This window comes from Serratia sp. G204Y, assembly GCF_051172435.1.
GTDB lineage: Bacteria > Pseudomonadota > Gammaproteobacteria > Enterobacterales > Enterobacteriaceae > Serratia > Serratia sarumanii.
This window is the reverse complement of record NZ_JBPIZA010000009.1, coordinates 1-18,397: the sequence shown is the minus strand read 5'-3', so window position 1 is coordinate 18,397 and position 18,397 is coordinate 1. Positions and strand designations below refer to the sequence as shown.

Here is an 18,397-nt window from a genome sequence, read left to right as displayed (position 1 = left end):
AAGTGGGTGAGGGTAAGGCGTTATTCCCAGTATCGGTGAAATGTCTGGCGGCCACTGTTCACAAAGAGCTTTGCCTGCCCACAACGAGAAAAGCCCCTTGCGGGGCTTCTTTCTTCCGTCGGTTGGCTGTTCGACGATCAGTTGAAGATTTCTGCGGTGCCGTACAGTTTGTTCTGGCCGCCGGCGGCGACGATGCGGTATGAGCTGGCGCCTGACGCAGCGGCTTTGCTGGCCAGTTCGCTTTCCAGCGCGCTCAGGTTGCTGGCGCCGCTAACGGAGACTACGCCGATTTTCTGGGCGTCTGCAGCGGGTTGGCTGGACGGCAGGTCAGCGGCGAAGGTAGCGAAAGAAGCGGTAGCCAGCAGCGCAGCGGTAGCAAAAATTTTGACGTTTTTCATGATGTATTCCTCAGCGTATTGATTGGATGAGAGCCCGTTGTCTCTCGATGTATTAAATAGTAGTGCGACAGGCTGGAATAAAAAATCGGAGAGTTTTGAGTATCTCTGTCAAATAAACTGATTGTTTTTTCATCCGCTGGCGCGCGGTAAAAATCGCCACTACCCTTTACAGACGATCCTTAACCGGAGAAGCGTAATGACGGTAAACGCATTTATCGGCAGCTGGGCGCTGGTGTCCTCGGCATTTGAGAACCAGGACGGCGAGCTGAATTACCCGCTGGGCGAGCAGGTGCTGGGGCGCATCCATTATGAGGCCAACGGCACGATGGCGGCGCAGCTTTACAGCGCCGTGCGGCCGCGTTTCGCCGCCGACGATTTGGCGCAGGGGTCAGAGCGGGAGATCCGCGCCGCCTTCATCAATATGATTTGCTACTTCGGCCGCTATCAGGTGGAGGAAAGCGAGCAGCGGGTGGTGCATCAGGTCGAAGGCTGCTCGTTCCCCAACTGGGTAGGCAGCCGTCAGGTGCGTTTTTACGCTTTCAGCGGCGATCGGCTGACGTTGCGCACGGTGCCCTTGCAGCTCGGCAACGGCGTGCAGGTGGGCGAACTGGTGTGGCAGCGGACAGGAGCTTCTTTATGATCATTGTTCATCATCTCAATCATTCGCGCTCGCAGCGCATTCTGTGGTTTCTGGAAGAGCTGGGCGTGCCCTATCAGGTGCAACGCTACGAACGCGATCCGCAGACTATGCTGGCGCCGGCGGCGCTGAAAAAGATCCATCCGCTGGGCAAATCACCGGTGATCGTCGACGGCGATCTGACGCTGGCGGAATCCGGCGCCATCATCGAATACCTGCAGGAAGCCTATGACGCGCAAGGGATGTTCATGCCGACCGACTTCCACGCGCGCCAGCAATACCGCTACTGGCTGCACTACGCCGAAGGATCGCTGATGCCGCTGTTGGTGATGAAACTGGTGTTCAGCCGGCTCGGCCAGCCGCCGATCCCCTGGCTGCTGCGGCCGGTGGCCGGCGCGATCGGCAAGGGCGTGCAGCGCGAATATCTCGACAAGCAGATCGCGCCGCACTGCGAGTTCCTCGAACAGCACCTGAACAAGGGCAGCTGGTTTGTCGGCAACGACTTCAGCGCGGCGGACATTCAGATGAGCTTCCCGCTGGAGGCGATGGCGGCGCGCGGCGCGTTGGATGATTGCCCGAAACTGCGCGGCTTTCTGCAGCGTATTCATGCCCGGCCCGCCTACCAGCGGGCGTTGGAGCAGGGCGGTCCTTACGACCTGCTGAGTTAAGCGGATGGGCTATACTCGATGGGGTCATTCTTCATCGGAGGTAGCCCATGGCTACGCAAATCTTCGTTAACCTGCCCGTCCGCGATCTGCCCGCCTCGATGGCGTTTTTCACCCGCCTGGGTTTCACTTTCAACCCGCAATTTACCGATGACACCGCCGCGTGCATGGTGGTCAGCGACACGATTTACGTGATGTTGCTGACCCACGACAAATTCAGGGTGTTTACCCCGAACCCGATCGGCGACGCCAAGCAGGCCACCGAAGTGCTGGTATGCCTGTCGCAACCCAGCCGGGCGGCGGTGGACGAACTGGTGCGCAAGGCGGTCGCCGGCGGCGGCAACATCTACCACCCGCCGCGGGACTACGGCGTGATGTACGGCCACGGTTTTCAGGATCTGGATGGCCATATCTGGGAATTGATGTATATGGATCCCGCTGCGGTGCAGACGCAATAACCTTGCCGCGACGGCGTTCGCCGGGGCGCCCGTCGCCCCGGTTTTATTGTGCTGGCGCTATTCCCGCCGCTTTCTGCATAAATTGCCGCGATCTTTAGTTGATTAGACGCTATGGAAGGCAGGATAATCGTTTGCCTTGAATAAACCACCATAAATCACCCGTACCGCGCGCTGCGAGTTAAACGTTTGCCTTGGTGCGCATCGCCGTTGGCGCTGCGACGGAAGGGCACGGATGCGGAACGTGACGTAAACGATTACGTGACGATCGGGCGCGGGCGAGATTACAGGCCTGCTGCGACGGGCCGATTCATGAAACACAGGGGAAGTAACCTATGTCGAACTCTCAAGCGAACCACGCCGCAAAACCAACCGGCGGGCTTGATGGCTATTTTAAAATTTCCGCGCGCGGCAGCAGCGTGCGCCAGGAGGTGGTGGCGGGGCTGACCACCTTCCTGGCGATGGTGTACTCGGTGATCGTGGTGCCGAGCATGCTGGGCAAAGCGGGCTTCCCGCCGGCGGCGGTGTTTGTCTCCACTTGCCTGGTGGCCGGTCTGGGCTCGCTGCTGATGGGGTTGTGGGCTAACCTGCCGATGGCCATCGGCTGTGCGATCTCGTTGACCGCCTTCACCGCCTTCAGCCTGGTGCTGGGCCAGCACATCAGCATTCCGGTGGCGCTGGGCGCGGTGTTCCTGATGGGCGTACTGTTTACCGTCATCTCGGTCACCGGTATCCGCGCCTGGATCCTGCGCAACCTGCCGATGGGCGTGGCGCACGGCACCGGCATCGGTATCGGTCTGTTCCTGCTGCTGATCGCCGCCAACGGCGTCGGCCTGGTGGTGAAGAATCCGCTGGATGGCCTGCCGGTGGCGCTCGGCGCGTTCACCTCCTTCCCGGTGGTAATGACGCTGGTCGGCCTGGCGGTGATCTTCGGCCTGGAAAAACTGCGCGTGCCCGGCGGCATTCTGCTGGTGATCATCGCCATTTCCATCATCGGCCTGATCTTCGACCCGGCGGTGAAATACCAGGGGCTGTTCGCCATGCCGAGCCTGGCGGACGCGGACGGCAAATCGTTGATCTTCAGCCTGGATATCATGGGCGCGTTGCAGCCGGTGGTGTTGCCGAGCGTGCTGGCGCTGGTGATGACCGCAGTGTTCGACGCCACCGGTACCATCCGCGCGGTGGCCGGGCAGGCCAACCTGCTGGATAAAGACGGGCAGATCATCAACGGCGGCAAGGCGCTGACCTCGGATTCCCTGAGCAGCATCTTCTCCGGCCTGGTGGGCGCCGCGCCCGCCGCGGTCTACATCGAATCCGCCGCCGGCACCGCCGCGGGCGGCAAGACCGGCCTGACCGCCACCGTGGTCGGCATTCTGTTCCTGCTGATCCTGTTCCTGTCACCGCTGGCCTATCTGGTGCCGGTCTATGCCACCGCACCGGCGCTGATGTACGTCGGCCTGCTGATGCTGAGCAACGTCACCAAGCTGGACTTCAACGACTTCGTCGACGCGATGGCCGGCCTGCTGTGCGCGGTGTTCATCGTGCTGACCTGCAACATCGTTACCGGCATCATGCTGGGCTTCAGCTCGCTGGTCATCGGCCGCATCTTCTCCGGCGAATGGCGCAAGCTGAACATCGGCACCGTGCTGATCGCCGTGGCGCTGGTGGCGTTCTACGCCGGCGGCTGGGCGATCTAAGCCCTCGGGTTTCCCTCGCCCGGCGGGCGAGGGAAGCTGTCACGGCAATTCCCTTCTTAAGATAAGTCTTCTTCTGCTCTGCACCGCGTTTTGAAAGGCACAACAAGCTTTAACGGCTGTAAAAAAAGTGATCTACTATCGGGACCAACGCAGGCCCTGAGCCGATGTCGTCTGAATCGTAGAGTCTAAGGAAAGCATGGAAATCTTTTTTACAATCCTCATTTTGATCCTGGTGGTCTCCCTGTCCGGGGTGGTGACGCGCATGTTGCCGTTCCAGGTGCCGCTGCCGCTGATGCAAATCGCCATCGGGGCCCTGTTGGCCTGGCCGCATTTCGGGCTGCACGTCGACTTTGATCCCGAACTGTTCCTGGTGCTGTTCATCCCGCCGCTGCTGTTCGCCGACGGCTGGAAAACGCCGACGCGCGAATTCCTGCACCACGGGCGTGAAATTCTCGGCCTGGCGCTGGTGCTGGTGCTGATCACCGTGGTCGGCGTCGGTTATCTGATCTACGCCATGGTGCCGGGCATTCCGCTGGTGGCGGCCTTCGCGCTGGCGGCGGTGCTGTCGCCGACCGATGCCGTGGCGCTGTCCGGCATCGTCGGCAAAGGGCGCATTCCCAAGCCGATCATGGGCGTGCTCGAGGGCGAGGCGCTGATGAACGACGCGTCCGGCCTGGTGTCGCTCAAGTTCGCCATCGCGGTGGCGATGGGCACCATGGTGTTCACCGTGGGCGGCGCAACCCTCGAGTTCCTCAAAGTGGCGATCGGCGGCCTGCTGGCCGGCGTGGCGGTCACCTGGACCTACAGTAAATCGCTGCGGGTGATGAGCCGCTGGAGCGGCGACGATCCGGCGACCCAGATCGTATTCCTGCTGCTGCTGCCGTTCGCTTCTTACCTGATCGCCGAACACATCGGCGTTTCCGGCATCCTGGCGGCGGTGGCGGCGGGGATGACCATCAGCCAATCCGGCGTGATCCGCAATGCGCCGCTGGCGATGCGCCTGCGCGCCAACAGCGTGTGGGCGATGCTGGAATTCGTGTTCAACGGCATGGTATTCATCATGTTGGGCCTGCAACTGCCGGGCATTCTTGAGACCTCCATTCTGCAGGCGGAGCTGGATCCGACCATCCAGACCTGGTACCTGTTCGCCGACGTGGCCACCATCTACGCCGCGCTGCTGGTGCTGCGTTTCACCTGGCTGTGGGTAATGAAGAAGGCCAGCAACCGCTTTATGAAAAAGCGCCCGCTGCAGTTCGGCGACTACAGCACGCGTGAGCTGTGGGTGGCGTCGTTCGCCGGGGTGCGCGGGGCGATTACCCTGGCCGGTGTGCTGTCGATACCGCTGTTGCTGAGCGACGGCACCGCCTTCCCGGCGCGCTATCAGCTGGTATTTATCGCCGCCGGGGTGATCCTGCTGTCGTTGATCGTCGGCGTGCTGGCGTTGCCGCTGCTGCTGCGCGGCGTGCAGGTGGCCGACAAGAGCGCCAGCAAGCACGAAGAGCGCATGGCGATCGCCATGGCGGCCGAAGTGGCGATCGAGAGCGTGAATAAAATGGAAGAGCGCCTGGTTGCCGATACCGAAGAGAACCTCGATCCGCAGGTGTTGAAAGAGGTCAGTTCGCGGGTGACGGGCATGCTGCGGCGGCGCATTGCGTCGAAAGACGATATCGAGAATGCGTTGGCGATGGAAAACCTCGAGCGGCGTTTCCGCCTGACGGCGCTGCGCGCCGAGCGCGGCGAGCTGTACCACCTGCGCGCCACGCAGAAAATCAGCAACGAGACGCTGCAAAAACTGCTGCACGATCTCGACTTGCTCGAAGCGCTGCTGATCGAGCGCGAAGGCTAAACCTCAGACGAGGAATTAACGTTTTTCCTCTCTATTTCTGTCCCGAAGGGCCGCCTGCGCGGCCCTTGTTTTTTGGCTACTTGAGCGGCGGCCAGTAGTCGCGGCAGCAGGCGATCCAGGCCTGCGCGCTGTGCGACAGGTAGCTGCCCTGGCGCCAGATCAGCCCGATTTTCCACTCCATGCGTGGCTCCAGCGGCAGCCAGACCAGGTTTTCCTTGTCCAGCCAGCGGCAGACCGGCTCCGGCAGCATGGCGATGCCCACGCCGGCCTGCACCATCGAGGCGAGAAAGTCCCATTGGCCGCTGCGCACCGCGATTTGCGGTTCAAAACCGGCCTGGCGAAACGCCTTCATCAACATCTTGTACAGCGCAAAGTCTTCGTTATAAATCAGGATCGGGCTGTCGGCCAATTCGGCGATATTGATGCGGGTGCGGTTGAGCCACTGCGGCGTGCGCGGCGCCACCACGCACATCGGGTGGCCCAGCAGCGGCAGAAAGGTCAGCGGCTGTTCCGAATCGAAGGGCAGCACCGTCATCGCCAGATCCAGTTCGCCGGACATCACCGCCTGTTCGACCGACAGCCCGCCCAGCTCGGAAATTTTCAATTCGATGCCGGGATAGGTCTGGCGAAAGCGGCGGATCAGATCGGCGATCTGCCTGCCCACCATCGGCGGAATGCCCAGCCGCAGCACGCCTTTTTTCACCGAGCTGATGTCTTCCAGCTCCGCCTCCAGCTGGCGGAATTCGTCGAGGATCGTCAGGCCGCGCTGATACACCGCCTGGCCGCTGTCGGTCAGGCGCAGCTTGCGGCCTTCGCGGATCAGCAGCGTGCATTCCAGCTCCTCTTCCAGATGCCGCAGCATCTTGCTGATGGTGGGCTGGGTGACGAACAGTTTTTCCGCGGCGCGGGTGAAGCTTTGCTGGCGCACCACTTCAACGAAGTAGCGCAGGGTGCGGACATCCACGTTAGGGGCCTCCTTGAGGGCGCTACCGGCGAGAAACTATTCCCGGACGGCATGATGTCGATAATTTTAATTCATTTCAGGCGTGGTTTCCCGGCTGCGTATACTGTAGGCCGTCAATTTATTGTTTGAGGTCATCTTTCATGTCTCTGGCGTTACGTCGCGTTGCCCCCTCCCTGCTGACCCGTTTGCAGGTGCCGATTCAGGTGGCGTTGTATGCGGCGCTGTTCCTGATCGCCGATCGCCTGGTGCAACAATTCCACCTGCCGCTCCCCGCCAATATCGTCGGCATGCTGATTCTGCTGGCGCTGATCCTGCTGCGCATTCTGCCGCTGAGCTGGGTCAAGGCCGGTTCCCGCTGGCTGCTGGCGGAAATGCTGCTGTTCTTCGTGCCGGCGGTGGTGGCGGTGGTCAACTACGCCCAACTGCTGATGGTCGAGGGCTGGAAGATCTTTCTGGTGATCGCGGTCAGCACCATGCTGACGCTGGGCGCCACCGGGCTGGTGGTGGACAGGGTGTATCGGCTGGAGATTTGGCTGCAGCGGCGGAAGCAGCGCCATGAATGATTTTATCCTCAGCCTGGCCTGCTTTTTGGCGACGCTGGCGCTTTACTTCGCCAACAAGAAGCTGTACCGCCGCCGCCGCACGTTACTGCTGATGCCGCTGGTGCTGACGCCGATGATCCTGGTGCTGCTGCTGGTGGTCACCCACATCTCCTATCAGGACTATATCGGCGAAACCCACTGGCTGCTGTGGCTGCTGGGGCCGGCGACCATCGCCTTTGCGGTGCCGGTGTACGAGAATTTGCACATCATCCGCCGCCACTGGCTGTCGCTGGCCGCCGGGGTAACGACGGCGGTGCTGGTGGCGGTGTACAGCTCGGTGTGGCTGGCGCGCCTGCTGACGCTGCCGGAAGAGGTGCAGCGCAGCCTGGCGGTGCGTTCGATTACCACGCCGTTCGCGCTGGAGGCCGCCAAACAGATGGGCGGGCAGCCGGATCTGGTGGCGCTGTTCGTGGTGATCACCGGGGTGTTCGGCATGGCGGTGGGCGACATTCTGTTTCTGCGGCTGGCGGTGCGCAGCCGCCTGGCGAAGGGGGCCGGATTTGGCGCCTCGTCGCACGGCGCCGGCACCGCCCGCGCTTATGAACTGGGGCCGCAGGAGGGCGTGGTGTCGAGCCTGGTGATGATGTTGGCCGGCATTATCACGGTGGTGGCCGCGCCGCTGATCGGTCGGCTGATGTGGTAAGACCTCTCGGGGCGGGCTCTGCCGCCCCGTTTTACGTTGTCTGCATTGGGAACGATGCCGTTGATTGACGCCCGAAAAAACGAAGAAATTTTTCAGCATAATTTTTCCCATCGTTATAACAAAAAACGATAGATGCGCCGCGAGCAAAATTGCCGTTCATTTTAAATGGCAATGAATTAATTAAACAATAAATTATTACCATAAAAACAATAAAGCATAACTTATTGATATGGAGAGGCTCTTATCGTAAGCATTGCTGCACATTAACTACGGTGAATAATACAAAAGAATATGAGTTCCTCTCTAATTATCTCAGATTAATACAAGCGGAATACGCTCGTCATCCCTGAGTAATATCGGGGAAATAAAATGGTCATTTATTCCCTTTCGCACATTTCGCCAAAAAAAATATCCTCTCCTATACTTCACAGCTCAACAAATTGAGGCACAGGGGGAACCTCTGGATTAACCATTTCATCCTTTCTTAGTTGGGGGGAGACCCAACTTTTCTACGGTTTTTTTATTCTGACCTGAACTGTCGGACGGCCAGGCTTTGCCTAAATCCGGACGGTCCCTTTCATTAACGTAATGAAAACGTGCTAGAGAATATTATGAACAAACAAACTGATGTGAAGAGTGGGGAACTCCGTACGGGTGCTCAGGCCGCGGCGGAGAAAGTCGAACTGCATGAAATGACTATCGCCCAGCGTGAACTCTGGCTGGGGGAAAATATTTCCAAAGAGTTGTCGTTCAATATCTGGGGCTATGGGCAGGTTGACGGGCCTCTCGACGTTAAGCTGCTGCGGCAAGCCATCGATGCTATCGTCGAAGAAACGCCGGCTCTGCAAGCGCATTTTGTGGAAAAAGACGGTGAGCTTTATCAATACCGCGCGCCACGCACACATGAGCCGCTGTTCACACTCGATCTCAGTAAGGAACCCGATCCCCTGCAGGCGGCCAGACGCTGGATGGTGGCGGATGCGGCGCTGCCGCGCCGCGCCACGGGAGAGGAACCTTTTAGTTTTTATGTGATTACGCTCGCTCCGCAGCGCTATGTCCTCTATCGGCGTTTCCACCATATGATCACCGACGGCCGCAGTGCCGAGGAAGTGATGCGGCGCATCGCGGCTTACTATAACGCGCTGGCGTCCGGCGGCGTCATCCCTGAATTCGCCAACTGCAATTTCTCTCTGCTTTATGAAAACGACATCAAATACCGCGACTCCTCACGCTTTTCTTCCGATCAGGCTTTTTGGCGGGAATATACTGCCGCTGCGCCGCAGAGTTTGTCGCGTAGAGCCATATTGACCCCGGACGCCGCGATGAACCGCAACACGCAGCTGCTGGAAAAAGAGGCATTGGATCAGCTGCAGCAACAAGCTGACAATATCGGCGTACACCGCGCACATATATTGGCCGCCGCCGTAGCATTATGTTTCTACAGCCTGACCGGCAGTGAATATCTTAATTTCAGCATGCCGGTGACCGGAACGAGAGAACGAAACAGTATTGGTATGACCTCTAACGTTGTCCCTTTGATTATCAAGGTTGAACCCCAGCTGAGTCTGGCCGAATTTATCCAAAAGGTCGCAGCCGAAATAGCAAAAGTGGTTCGTCATCAATTATATCGTGGGGAGGACATTCGGCGTGACAATGGCGCGACGGATTCCGCCTGGTTTGGCCCTTCAATTAACATTGTTTCTTTCGACCACGGCGATCCTTTCTGGGGATGCCGCACCCGTTGGTATTATGGCGGGAATATTCCGTCCGGCGATCTACAGATTATGCTGTATGAAGACCAGCAGGCGAATGAGCTGGACGTCACTTTTTCTGACGCCGATTATGCAAATTCATTAGGCGATCTGGATGTTTTGCAGCGCCGTTTCCAGTTTATTTTACGGGCGCTGAACGCATCAACGGCGGGGACGATCGAGGCGTTGGATCGGCAAGTGGCGGCGCTGGCGGATGCCGAAGCCGGCGGCAGCTTTTACACCAACCGTCGGCAACCGCCTGCCGGCGGCATCATTCGTTGGGATCGCCCGGCTGAGGCGCTGCAGCGCCTGGTGAGCTCGTTGAGCCATGGCGCGGGATGCGCGGCGAAGATGCTGTTGGCGGAGCGCGTGTTGGGCGTGACGGCGCTGCAGGCGGTGAGCGATGAGCGGCAGGCCGAACCCGGTACCCTGCTGCACGTCGAGGCCGACGGCTGGGTAATTGCCGCGAACCCCGGCGTGGTGCGCGTCGGGCCGTTCTTGCGCGCCGACGGCTCGGCTCAGCCAGGCGATGCGCTGGCGCAGGCCTGCGGCCTGTCTGTCGGCTTGGTCTTGCCGACGATTAACGCTGCCGAAGCCTCGCTGTTAGGCGCGGCGTATGGCGCCAGCGCCGATAGCGCCGCCTTTTGGCAACCGCGCCTGACGCGTTATTATCCGGCGCCGTTCCCGCCGGGGCCTGGCCGCCAGACGGATCTTCCCGCACGCTGGCAGGCGACGGCCTGGCAGCGCCTGGAAAAAATTGCCGGCGAGCAGGTGCTGGCGGCAGCAACCCTTTATCTGGCGCGCATGTGCAATGAAACCGATTTTCAGCTGGGGTGGATCACCCCGGACGATCGGAATTGGGGGCGTTGGGCTCACCTGAGCGCGCGCGTGCTGCCGCTGCAGGTCTCTGTTGATCACACCGGCAATTTCCAGCAGGCGTTGGCCGCGCTGGAACAGGAATATAGCCAGCTGCGCGCTCATGCCGATTATCATCCCGCGTTGCTGACGCGCGATGCGGACCTGCGAGCGCCTCAGACTTGGCCGACGGCGGTATCGATCGTCAGCCGGCGCTCGGCGCAGGGCTTGCAGCCTGAAGACGAGGGGGTTGCCGCCATCATGGCTTCCGGCTCGCGCGCGGTATTGCAAATCTGCAAGGCTGACAGCGCTTTCCGTTGGGTCTACGACGCCGCCTCCGTGGCTGACGAGCAGATGTTGCGGGCGACGCAACATCTGCTGATGCTGCTCAACGACGCGGTGAGGGCGGGTTCTCATCGTCGCACCGTCGGCGAACTCAGTCTGGTTTCCGAGGAAGAACGCGCGCAGTTGCTGCAGGGCCTCAACCACACCGTCGCTTCACATTCGCCGACGGCCTGTCTGCACCGGTTGTTCGAAGCACAGGTCAAACGGACGCCGGAGGCGATCGCGGTGACGTATGGCGATGACAGCCTGACCTACGCGGAATTGAATACCCAGGCGAACCGCTGGGCCCATCGGCTGGTACAGCTTGGCGTGCAGCCGGACAGCCTGGTGGCGCTGTGTGCCGGGCGCGGGCTGCCGATGCTGGTCGGGCTGCTGGGGATCCTCAAAGCCGGCGGCGCCTATGTGCCGCTGGATCCCGCCTATAGCGGCGAGCGGCTACAGTACATCCTGGCGGACTCAGCGCCGGTGCTGCTGTTGGCGGATGAGCTCGGCCGACAAGCGCTGGGTGACTGCGAGGTGCCGGTGCTGGCGCTGGAACAGCCACTGAGGGGAGAAAGCGACGATCTGCAGGACGTCGGGGTGCGCCCGGCGCACCTGGCATATGTGATTTATACCTCCGGCTCGACCGGCAAACCCAAAGGGGTGATGGTGGAGCACCGGCAGGTCGCGCGGTTGTTCAGCGCGACGAACGCCTGGTTCAACTTCAGCGCCGCCGACAGGTGGTGCCTGTTCCACTCATTCGCCTTCGACTTCTCGGTCTGGGAGATCTGGGGCGCCTGGCTGTATGGCGGCCAGCTGTTCATCGTACCGCAGGCGATCGCCCGCTCGGCGCCGGATTTTTATCATTTCGTCTGCCGCAGCGGCATCACGGTATTGAACCAGACGCCGAGCGCCTTCAAAGCCTTTATCCAGGCTCAGGCGCACAGCGAAGCGCGCCAGCAGCTACGCGAGATCGTGTTCGGTGGTGAAATGCTGAAGCCTTGCGATCTTGCGCCGTGGTTTGCTCGTCCAGAGAACCGGCAGACACGGTTGATCAACATGTACGGTATCACCGAGACCACGGTGCATGTGACTTATCGACCGCTGTCGGCGCAGGATACGGCGATCACCACCAGTCCGATCGGCAGCCGCATCCCGGATTTGCGCTTGTATCTGCTGGGCGCCGACGGCGAACCGGTGCCGATGGGGGCGATCGGCGAACTGTTCGTCGGCGGCGAAGGAGTGGCGCGGGGTTACCTGAACCGGCCCGAATTGACGGCGGAACGTTTTCTCGATGATCCTTTCAACCGGGCGCCGGGTGCGCGCATGTATCGTACCGGCGATCTGGCGCGCTATCTGCCGGGTGGCGATATCGAATACCTGGGGCGCAATGACCAGCAGGTAAAAATCCGCGGTTTCCGCATCGAATGCGGCGAGGTGGAGGCTCAGCTGAGTACCGATCCGCGCGTGCGCAGCGTAGCCGTGGACGCGATTGACGATGGCGACGGGGGCAAGCGACTGGTGGCGTGGGTGGTTCCGGCGCCGGAAGCCGAACGCGCTACGCTGGCGACCGGGCTGCGTCAGCATCTGCAGGCGCGGCTGCCGGATTATATGGTGCCGGTGGCTTACGTTTGGCTGGAGGCGTTGCCGCTGACCGGCAACGGCAAATTGGACAAGCGGGCTCTGCCGGTGCCGCAGGTCGACGCCTATGTGCGTGAAGCCTATGCGCCGCCGCAGGGCGAGGCAGAAAATCTGCTGGCGGCTATCTGGCGCGAGCTGCTGGGCATAGAGCGCGTCGGTCGCTATGACCACTTCTTCGAACTGGGCGGGCACTCGCTGATGGCGGTGCGCCTGGCTAACCGCGTGCAACAGGCCGGATGGCAGTTACCGTTGCAGGCGCTGTTCGCCAGCCCGGTACTGCACGTGCTGGCGCAGGCGCTGGAAGTTGCGCCGGCTCAGGAACCGCTGCCGATACTGCCGGTGGCGCGCGACGGCGATTTGCCCCTGTCGTTCGCCCAGCAACGCCTGTGGTTCCTGACCCAGTTGGAGGGGATGAGCGAAACCTACCATATCCCCCTGGCGCTGCGGCTGCATGGCCGGTTGGACCGGCAGGCGCTGCAACATAGTCTGGATGCGCTCTATGCGCGTCACGAATCGCTGCGTAGCCGGTTCATCACCCGGGAAGATCGGCCACAGGTGCAGATTTTGCCGGCAAACGGGCTGCCGCTTGCGTTCCACGATCTGCGACGTCACCCCGCGCAAGCCGACAAGCTGTGCCGTCAGGCGGCCACTCAACCGTTCGATTTGACGCAGGGGCCGCTGGTGCGCGCCGCGCTGATCCGCCTGGCGGATGAGGAGCACCTGTTCCTGCTCACCTGTCATCACATCATTTCCGACGGTTGGTCGACCGGCATTCTGCTGCGTGAACTGGGGGCGTTGTACGGTGCTTTGCGTCGCGGCGATGCCGATCCGTTGCCGCCGCTGACGCTGCAATATCCGGATTATGCCGCCTGGCAGCGTCGCTATCTGACGCCGGAGCGGCTGGCGGCGCAGGCGCAATACTGGCGCGAAACGCTGATCGGTGCGCCGGCGCTGCTGACGCTGCCGACTGACCGGCCGCGTCCGACGGTGCAGTCTTTCAGCGGCGGGGAGGTGCCGATCGCGATAGACGCCGAGCTGACGCAGGCGCTGCGGCAATTCAGCCGGCAGCATGGCGGCACGCTGTTCATGACGGTGCTGGCGGCCTGGAGCCTGGTGCTGGCGCGCATGGCCGGGCAGCAGGAGCTGGTGATCGGCACGCCGGAGGCCAACCGTGGCCGGCTGGAAACCGAATCGTTGGTCGGCTTCTTCGTCAGCACGCTGGCGCTGCGCATCGATCTTCGCGACGATCCGGATCTGCCGACGCTGATCGCGCGGATCCGCCACACGGTGCTGACGGCGCAGGAAAATCGCGATCTGCCGTTCGAGCAGGTGGTGGAACTGGTCAATCCGCCGCGTCATCTGGGCTATACCCCGCTGTTCCAGGTGATGCTGGCCTGGCAGGACGGTTCGGTGCGCGATATTCCGCTGCCTGGGCTGCAGGCCGAGCTGGCCGGGCTGGAATACAGCGCGGCGAAGTTTGATCTGACGCTCGATCTGGCCGATACCGGCGAAGGCATCAGCGGTACGCTGAACTTCGCCACGGCATTGTTCGATCGCGCTACCGCCGAACGCTACGGCGTTTACCTGGTACAGGCGCTGCGGGCGATGACGCTGAATAGCCCACGGTCAGTATCCCATATCGATTTGTTGCCGCCCGCCGAACGGGAGCATCTGCTGCATGGCTGGAACCGCACCGAGCGTGACTACCCGCTGGATCAGACGCTGGCGGCGCTGTTCGAGCAGCAGGTGCGCCGCACGCCGCACGCCACCGCGCTGGTGAGCGGCACGGAAAGCCTGAGCTACGCCCAGCTGAACGCCCGCGCCAACCGGCTGGCGCACGCGCTGATAGCGCGCGGCGTCGGCCCGGACAGCCGGGTGGCGGTGTGCGCCGAACGCGGCCTGAACATGGTGACGGCGCTGTTCGGTATCCTCAAGGCCGGCGGCGCCTATGTGCCGCTCGATCCGGCCTATCCGGGCGAACGCCTGCAGTACATCCTGCAGGATGCCGACCCGGTGCTGCTGCTGGCGGACGCCGCCGGCCGGGCGGCGCTGGGCGAGCCTGCGACGCCGCAGCTGGCGCTGGAGGCGGTGTTGCCGGAGACGCTGAGCGCCGAGAACCCGGCACCGCGCGCGCAGGCGTCGCACCTGGCGTACGTGATTTACACCTCGGGCTCGACCGGTAAACCGAAGGGCGCGATGAACGAACACCGCGGGGTGGTCAACCGGCTGGTGTGGATGCAGGAGGCCTACGGCCTGACGGCGGCGGACACGGTGCTGCAAAAAACGCCGTTCGGCTTCGACGTCTCGGTGTGGGAGTTCTTCTGGCCGTTGATGGTCGGCGCGCGCCTGGTGATGGCGAAGCCGGAAGGGCACAAAGATCCGGACTACCTGAGCCGCGCCATCGAACAGTATGGCGTCACCACGCTGCACTTCGTGCCGTCGATGCTGCAAAGCTTCCTGGCGGACGGGCAGGCGGCGACGCGCTGCGGGCAGGTGGTGCGGGTGATGTGCAGCGGGGAAGCGCTGCCGGCGGCGCTGGTGGCGGAGTTTTACCGCCGGTTGCCGCAGGCGGAGTTGCATAACCTGTATGGGCCGACGGAGGCGGCGGTGGACGTCACCGCCTGGCACTGTTCGCGGGAGGCGGAGCGGGTGTCGGTGCCGATCGGGCGGCCGATCGCCAACACGCGCATCTACCTGCTGGACGAGCGCGGGCAGCCGGTGCCGCTGGGGGCGGTGGGCGAGCTGTATATCGGCGGGGTGCAGGTGGCGCGGGGCTACCTGAACCGGCCTGAACTGACGGCGGAGCGCTTCTTGAGCGATCCGTTCGCGCCGGGCGGGCGGATGTACCGCACCGGCGACGTGGCGCGTTATCTGGCGAACGGCGACATTGAGTACCTGGGGCGCAACGATCAGCAGGTAAAAATCCGCGGCTTCCGCATCGAATGCGGGGAGATAGAGGCGGCGCTGGCGACGCACCCGGCGGTGCGCGAAGCGGTGGTGGATGCACGGGCGGTGGGCGACGACAAACGGCTGGTGGCGTGGGTGGTGCCGGCCGCGGACGTGGCGGAAGAAACGCTGGCGGGCGCGCTGCGGCAGCATGTGAGCGCGGCGCTGCCGGACTATATGGTGCCGTCGGCCTGGGTGGTGGTGGCGGCGTTGCCGCTGTCGCCGAATGGCAAACTGGATCGGCGGGCGTTGCCGGAGCCGCAGGGGGCGCAGAGCCAGGCGGCGTACGAAGCGCCGCAGGGTGAACACGAAACGCTGCTGGCGGCGATCTGGCGCGAGCTGCTGAACGTGGAGCGGGTCGGGCGCCACGATAACTTCTTCGAGCTGGGGGGCCACTCGCTGCTGGCGGTGCGTCTGACCAAGTCTGATGGCTCAGCTGCGGCGCGCCGGTTGGGGAGCGAACGTGCAGACGCTGTTCTCAACGCCGACGCTGTCGGCGCTGGCGCAGGCGATGAGCGCGCAAGGTGAGGTCGACATACCGGAAAACCGGATTTTACCGGGCGGGGCCTCCATTACGCCGGAGATGTTGCCGCTGGCGACGCTGAGCCAGCCGGAGATCGACACGGTGGTGGCGCAGGTGCCGGGCGGCGTGGCCAACGTACAGGACATCTACGCCTTGTCGCCGCTGCAGGAGGGGATTTTGTTCCACCATCTGCTGGCGGAACGGGGCGACCCGTACCAGCTGTCCGCGGTGCTGCGTTTCGACAGCCGTGCGCGCCTGGACGCCTGGCTGGCGGCGGTGCAGCAGGTGATCGAGCGCCATGACATTCTGCGCACCGCGTTCATCACGCAGGGCATGTCCTCGCCGGTGCAGGTGGTGTGGCGCAAGGCTGAGCTGGCGCTGAGCGAGCGGCGTTTCGATCCGGCTGACGGCCCGATTTGGCGACAGCTGGCGGCCAGCTTTGATCCGTTGCAGCAGCGGCAGGATCTGACCCGCGCGCCGCTGCTCAACTTTACCGTCACGCAGGAGGAGGACGGCAGCTGGTGCGCCTTGCAGCAGTGGCATCATCTGATTGGCGATCACTCCACTCTGGCCTTCATGGAGCAAGAGATCGGCGAGATCCTCGCCGGCCGTGGGGCACAGTTGGGCGTCGCCCAGCCGTTCCGCAATGCGGTGGCGCAGGCGCGCCTGGCTCTCAGCGAGGCGGAGCACGAAAGCTTCTTCCGCGACATGCTGGCGGATATCAGCGAGCCGGTGCTGCCGTTCGGCCTGAGCGACGTGCACGGCGAAGGGCGGCAAATCGCCTGCCGCTACCAGGCGCTCTCTTCGGCGCTGAACCTGCGGTTGCGGCGACAGGCGCGGCGGCTGGGCGTCAGCCTGGCCAGCCTGTGCCACCTGGCCTGGGCGCAGGTGCTGGCGAGCGTCAGCGGGCGAGACGCGGTCGTGTTCGGCACCGTATTGCTGGGGCGTCTGCAGGGCGGCGAAGGCGCGGAACGGGCATTGGGGTTGTTTATCAACACGTTGCCGCTGCGTCTGGACATCGATCGGCGAGGCGTGGAGACGGCGGCAAGAGAGGCACACGTGCGGCTGAGCGGGCTACTGGCGCATGAACATGCGCCGCTGGCATTGGCGCAGCGCTGCAGCGGCGTCAGCCCTGGGGCGCCGCTGTTCAGCGCCTTGCTCAACTATCGCCACAACAACGGCGAAGCAGTGGCGTTGCCGGAAGGTGTCAGCTTGCTGAGCGCCGAAGAGCGCACCAACTATCCGTTCGTGTTATCGGTGGAGGACGGCGGCGATTCGCTGGGCGTGACGGCGCAGGTGACCGAGACGGTCGATGCTCAGCGGGTGTGTGACTATATGGTGCAGGCGCTGAGCTCACTGGCGCAAGCGCTGGAGCAGGCGCCGGAGACGCCGGTGTGTTCACTGGCGGTGGTGCCGGAGGCGGAACGCGAACTGCTGCTGCATGGCTGGAACCGCACCGAGCGTGACTACCCGCTGGATCAGACGCTGGCGGCGCTGTTCGAGCAGCAGGTGCGCCGCACGCCGGACGCCACCGCGCTGGTGAGCGGAGCGGAAAGCCTGAGCTACGCCCAGCTGAACGCCCGCGCCAACCGGCTGGCGCACGCGCTGATAGCGCGCGGCGTCGGCCCGGACAGCCGGGTGGCGGTGTGCGCCGAACGCGGCCTGAACATGGTGACGGCGCTGTTCGGTATCCTCAAGGCCGGCGGCGCCTATGTGCCGCTCGATCCGGCCTATCCGGGTGAACGCCTGCAGTACATCCTGCAGGATGCCGACCCGGTGCTGCTGCTGGCGGATGCCGCCGGCCGGGCGGCGCTGGGCGAGCCTGCGACGCCGCAGCTGGCGCTGGAGGCGGCGCTGCCGGATACGCTGAGCGCCGAGAACCCGGAACGGCGCGCGCAGGCGTCGCACCTGGCGTACGTGATTTACACCTCGGGCTCGACCGGTAAACCGAAGGGCGCGATGAATGAGCACCGCGGGGTGGTCAACCGGCTGGTGTGGATGCAGGAAGCCTACGGCCTGACGGCGGCGGACACGGTGCTGCAAAAAACGCCGTTCGGCTTCGACGTCTCAGTGTGGGAGTTCTTCTGGCCGCTGATGGTCGGCGCGCGTCTGGTGATGGCGAAGCCGGAAGGGCACAAGGATCCGGACTACCTGAGCCGCGCGATCGAACAGTACGGCGTCACCACGCTGCACTTCGTGCCGTCGATGCTGCAAAGCTTCCTGGCGGACGGGCAGGCGGCGACGCGCTGCGGCCAGGTGGTGCGGGTGATGTGCAGCGGGGAAGCGCTGCCGGCGGCGCTGGTGGCGGAGTTTTACCGCCGGCTGCCGCAGGCGGAGTTGCATAACCTGTATGGGCCGACGGAGGCGGCGGTGGACGTCACCGCCTGGCACTGTTCGCGGGAGGCGGAGCGGGTGTCGGTGCCGATCGGGCGGCCGATCGCCAACACGCG

The 18,397-nt window shown here is 63.1% G+C and carries 11 protein-coding genes; 9 read left to right on the top strand and 2 right to left on the bottom strand.

All coding sequences use genetic code 11. The annotated features are described in order from the left end of the window. Window positions 1-137 precede the first annotated feature (137 nt). The gene (gene bhsA / locus ACSBQQ_RS23485; protein ID WP_033636189.1) at window positions 138-398 is read right to left on the bottom strand and encodes a multiple stress resistance protein BhsA; all 261 of its coding nucleotides are present in this window, start codon (window positions 396-398) and stop codon (window positions 138-140) included. Window positions 399-594: 196 nt separating this feature from the next. On the opposite strand from bhsA, the gene ACSBQQ_RS23480 reads away from it, so the two are divergent. The 5 genes from ACSBQQ_RS23480 to ACSBQQ_RS23460 all read left to right on the top strand — a co-directional run bounded on the left by ACSBQQ_RS23480 (window position 595) and on the right by ACSBQQ_RS23460 (window position 5,698). Beyond that, window positions 595-1,038, top strand: a complete 444-nt coding sequence (locus tag ACSBQQ_RS23480; RefSeq protein WP_033636188.1) for a lipocalin-like domain-containing protein — start codon at window positions 595-597, stop codon at window positions 1,036-1,038. Further along, window positions 1,035-1,703 (top strand): glutathione S-transferase family protein, encoded by a 669-nt coding sequence (locus ACSBQQ_RS23475; RefSeq protein WP_049201475.1) that lies wholly within the window; start codon window positions 1,035-1,037, stop codon window positions 1,701-1,703. Before ACSBQQ_RS23480 ends, ACSBQQ_RS23475 begins: the two co-directional genes overlap by 4 nt. Before the next feature lie 47 nt (window positions 1,704-1,750). Beyond that, the gene (locus ACSBQQ_RS23470) at window positions 1,751-2,158 is read left to right on the top strand and encodes a VOC family protein (protein WP_060428834.1); all 408 of its coding nucleotides are present in this window, start codon (window positions 1,751-1,753) and stop codon (window positions 2,156-2,158) included. Window positions 2,159-2,490: 332 nt separating this feature from the next. After that, a complete protein-coding gene (locus tag ACSBQQ_RS23465; RefSeq protein ID WP_033636185.1) occupies window positions 2,491-3,852 on the top strand; it encodes an NCS2 family permease in 1,362 nt (453 codons plus the stop codon). 196 nt (window positions 3,853-4,048) lie between these two features. Then, on the top strand, window positions 4,049-5,698 hold the full coding sequence (locus ACSBQQ_RS23460; protein ID WP_025304430.1) for a Na+/H+ antiporter: 1,650 nt from the start codon (window positions 4,049-4,051) through the stop codon (window positions 5,696-5,698). A 76-nt stretch (window positions 5,699-5,774) separates the two neighbouring features. On the opposite strand, the gene ACSBQQ_RS23455 is transcribed toward ACSBQQ_RS23460, so the two are convergent. Beyond that, window positions 5,775-6,662 carry a LysR family transcriptional regulator gene (locus tag ACSBQQ_RS23455; protein ID WP_025304429.1) on the bottom strand — a complete coding sequence of 296 codons (888 nt, stop codon included), beginning with the start codon at window positions 6,660-6,662 and terminating at the stop codon, window positions 5,775-5,777. A gap of 140 nt (window positions 6,663-6,802) precedes the next feature. On the opposite strand from ACSBQQ_RS23455, the gene ACSBQQ_RS23450 reads away from it, so the two are divergent. The 4 genes from ACSBQQ_RS23450 to ACSBQQ_RS23435 form a co-directional block, all read left to right on the top strand. Further along, a complete protein-coding gene (locus tag ACSBQQ_RS23450) occupies window positions 6,803-7,225 on the top strand; it encodes a CidA/LrgA family protein (protein WP_060428842.1) in 423 nt (140 codons plus the stop codon). After that, window positions 7,218-7,907, top strand: a complete 690-nt coding sequence (locus tag ACSBQQ_RS23445; protein ID WP_033649720.1) for an LrgB family protein — start codon at window positions 7,218-7,220, stop codon at window positions 7,905-7,907. Before ACSBQQ_RS23450 ends, ACSBQQ_RS23445 begins: the two co-directional genes overlap by 8 nt. A gap of 611 nt (window positions 7,908-8,518) precedes the next feature. Continuing rightward, a complete protein-coding gene (locus ACSBQQ_RS23440) occupies window positions 8,519-15,952 on the top strand; it encodes an amino acid adenylation domain-containing protein (protein ID WP_435013476.1) in 7,434 nt (2,477 codons plus the stop codon). Further along, window positions 15,888-18,397 (top strand): AMP-binding protein (locus tag ACSBQQ_RS23435; protein ID WP_435013475.1); only part of this gene is annotated, 2,510 nt, incomplete at its 3' end. The genes ACSBQQ_RS23440 and ACSBQQ_RS23435, both read left to right, overlap by 65 nt.

Coding starts and splice junctions, on each gene's coding strand:
- bhsA (WP_033636189.1), bottom strand. CDS start 398: ATGAAAAACGTCAAAATTTTTGCTACCGCTGCGCTGCTGGCTACCGCT.
- ACSBQQ_RS23480 (WP_033636188.1), top strand. CDS start 595: ATGACGGTAAACGCATTTATCGGCAGCTGGGCGCTGGTGTCCTCGGCA.
- ACSBQQ_RS23475 (WP_049201475.1), top strand. CDS start 1,035: ATGATCATTGTTCATCATCTCAATCATTCGCGCTCGCAGCGCATTCTG.
- ACSBQQ_RS23470 (WP_060428834.1), top strand. CDS start 1,751: ATGGCTACGCAAATCTTCGTTAACCTGCCCGTCCGCGATCTGCCCGCC.
- ACSBQQ_RS23465 (WP_033636185.1), top strand. CDS start 2,491: ATGTCGAACTCTCAAGCGAACCACGCCGCAAAACCAACCGGCGGGCTT.
- ACSBQQ_RS23460 (WP_025304430.1), top strand. CDS start 4,049: ATGGAAATCTTTTTTACAATCCTCATTTTGATCCTGGTGGTCTCCCTG.
- ACSBQQ_RS23450 (WP_060428842.1), top strand. CDS start 6,803: ATGTCTCTGGCGTTACGTCGCGTTGCCCCCTCCCTGCTGACCCGTTTG.
- ACSBQQ_RS23445 (WP_033649720.1), top strand. CDS start 7,218: ATGAATGATTTTATCCTCAGCCTGGCCTGCTTTTTGGCGACGCTGGCG.
- ACSBQQ_RS23440 (WP_435013476.1), top strand. CDS start 8,519: ATGAACAAACAAACTGATGTGAAGAGTGGGGAACTCCGTACGGGTGCT.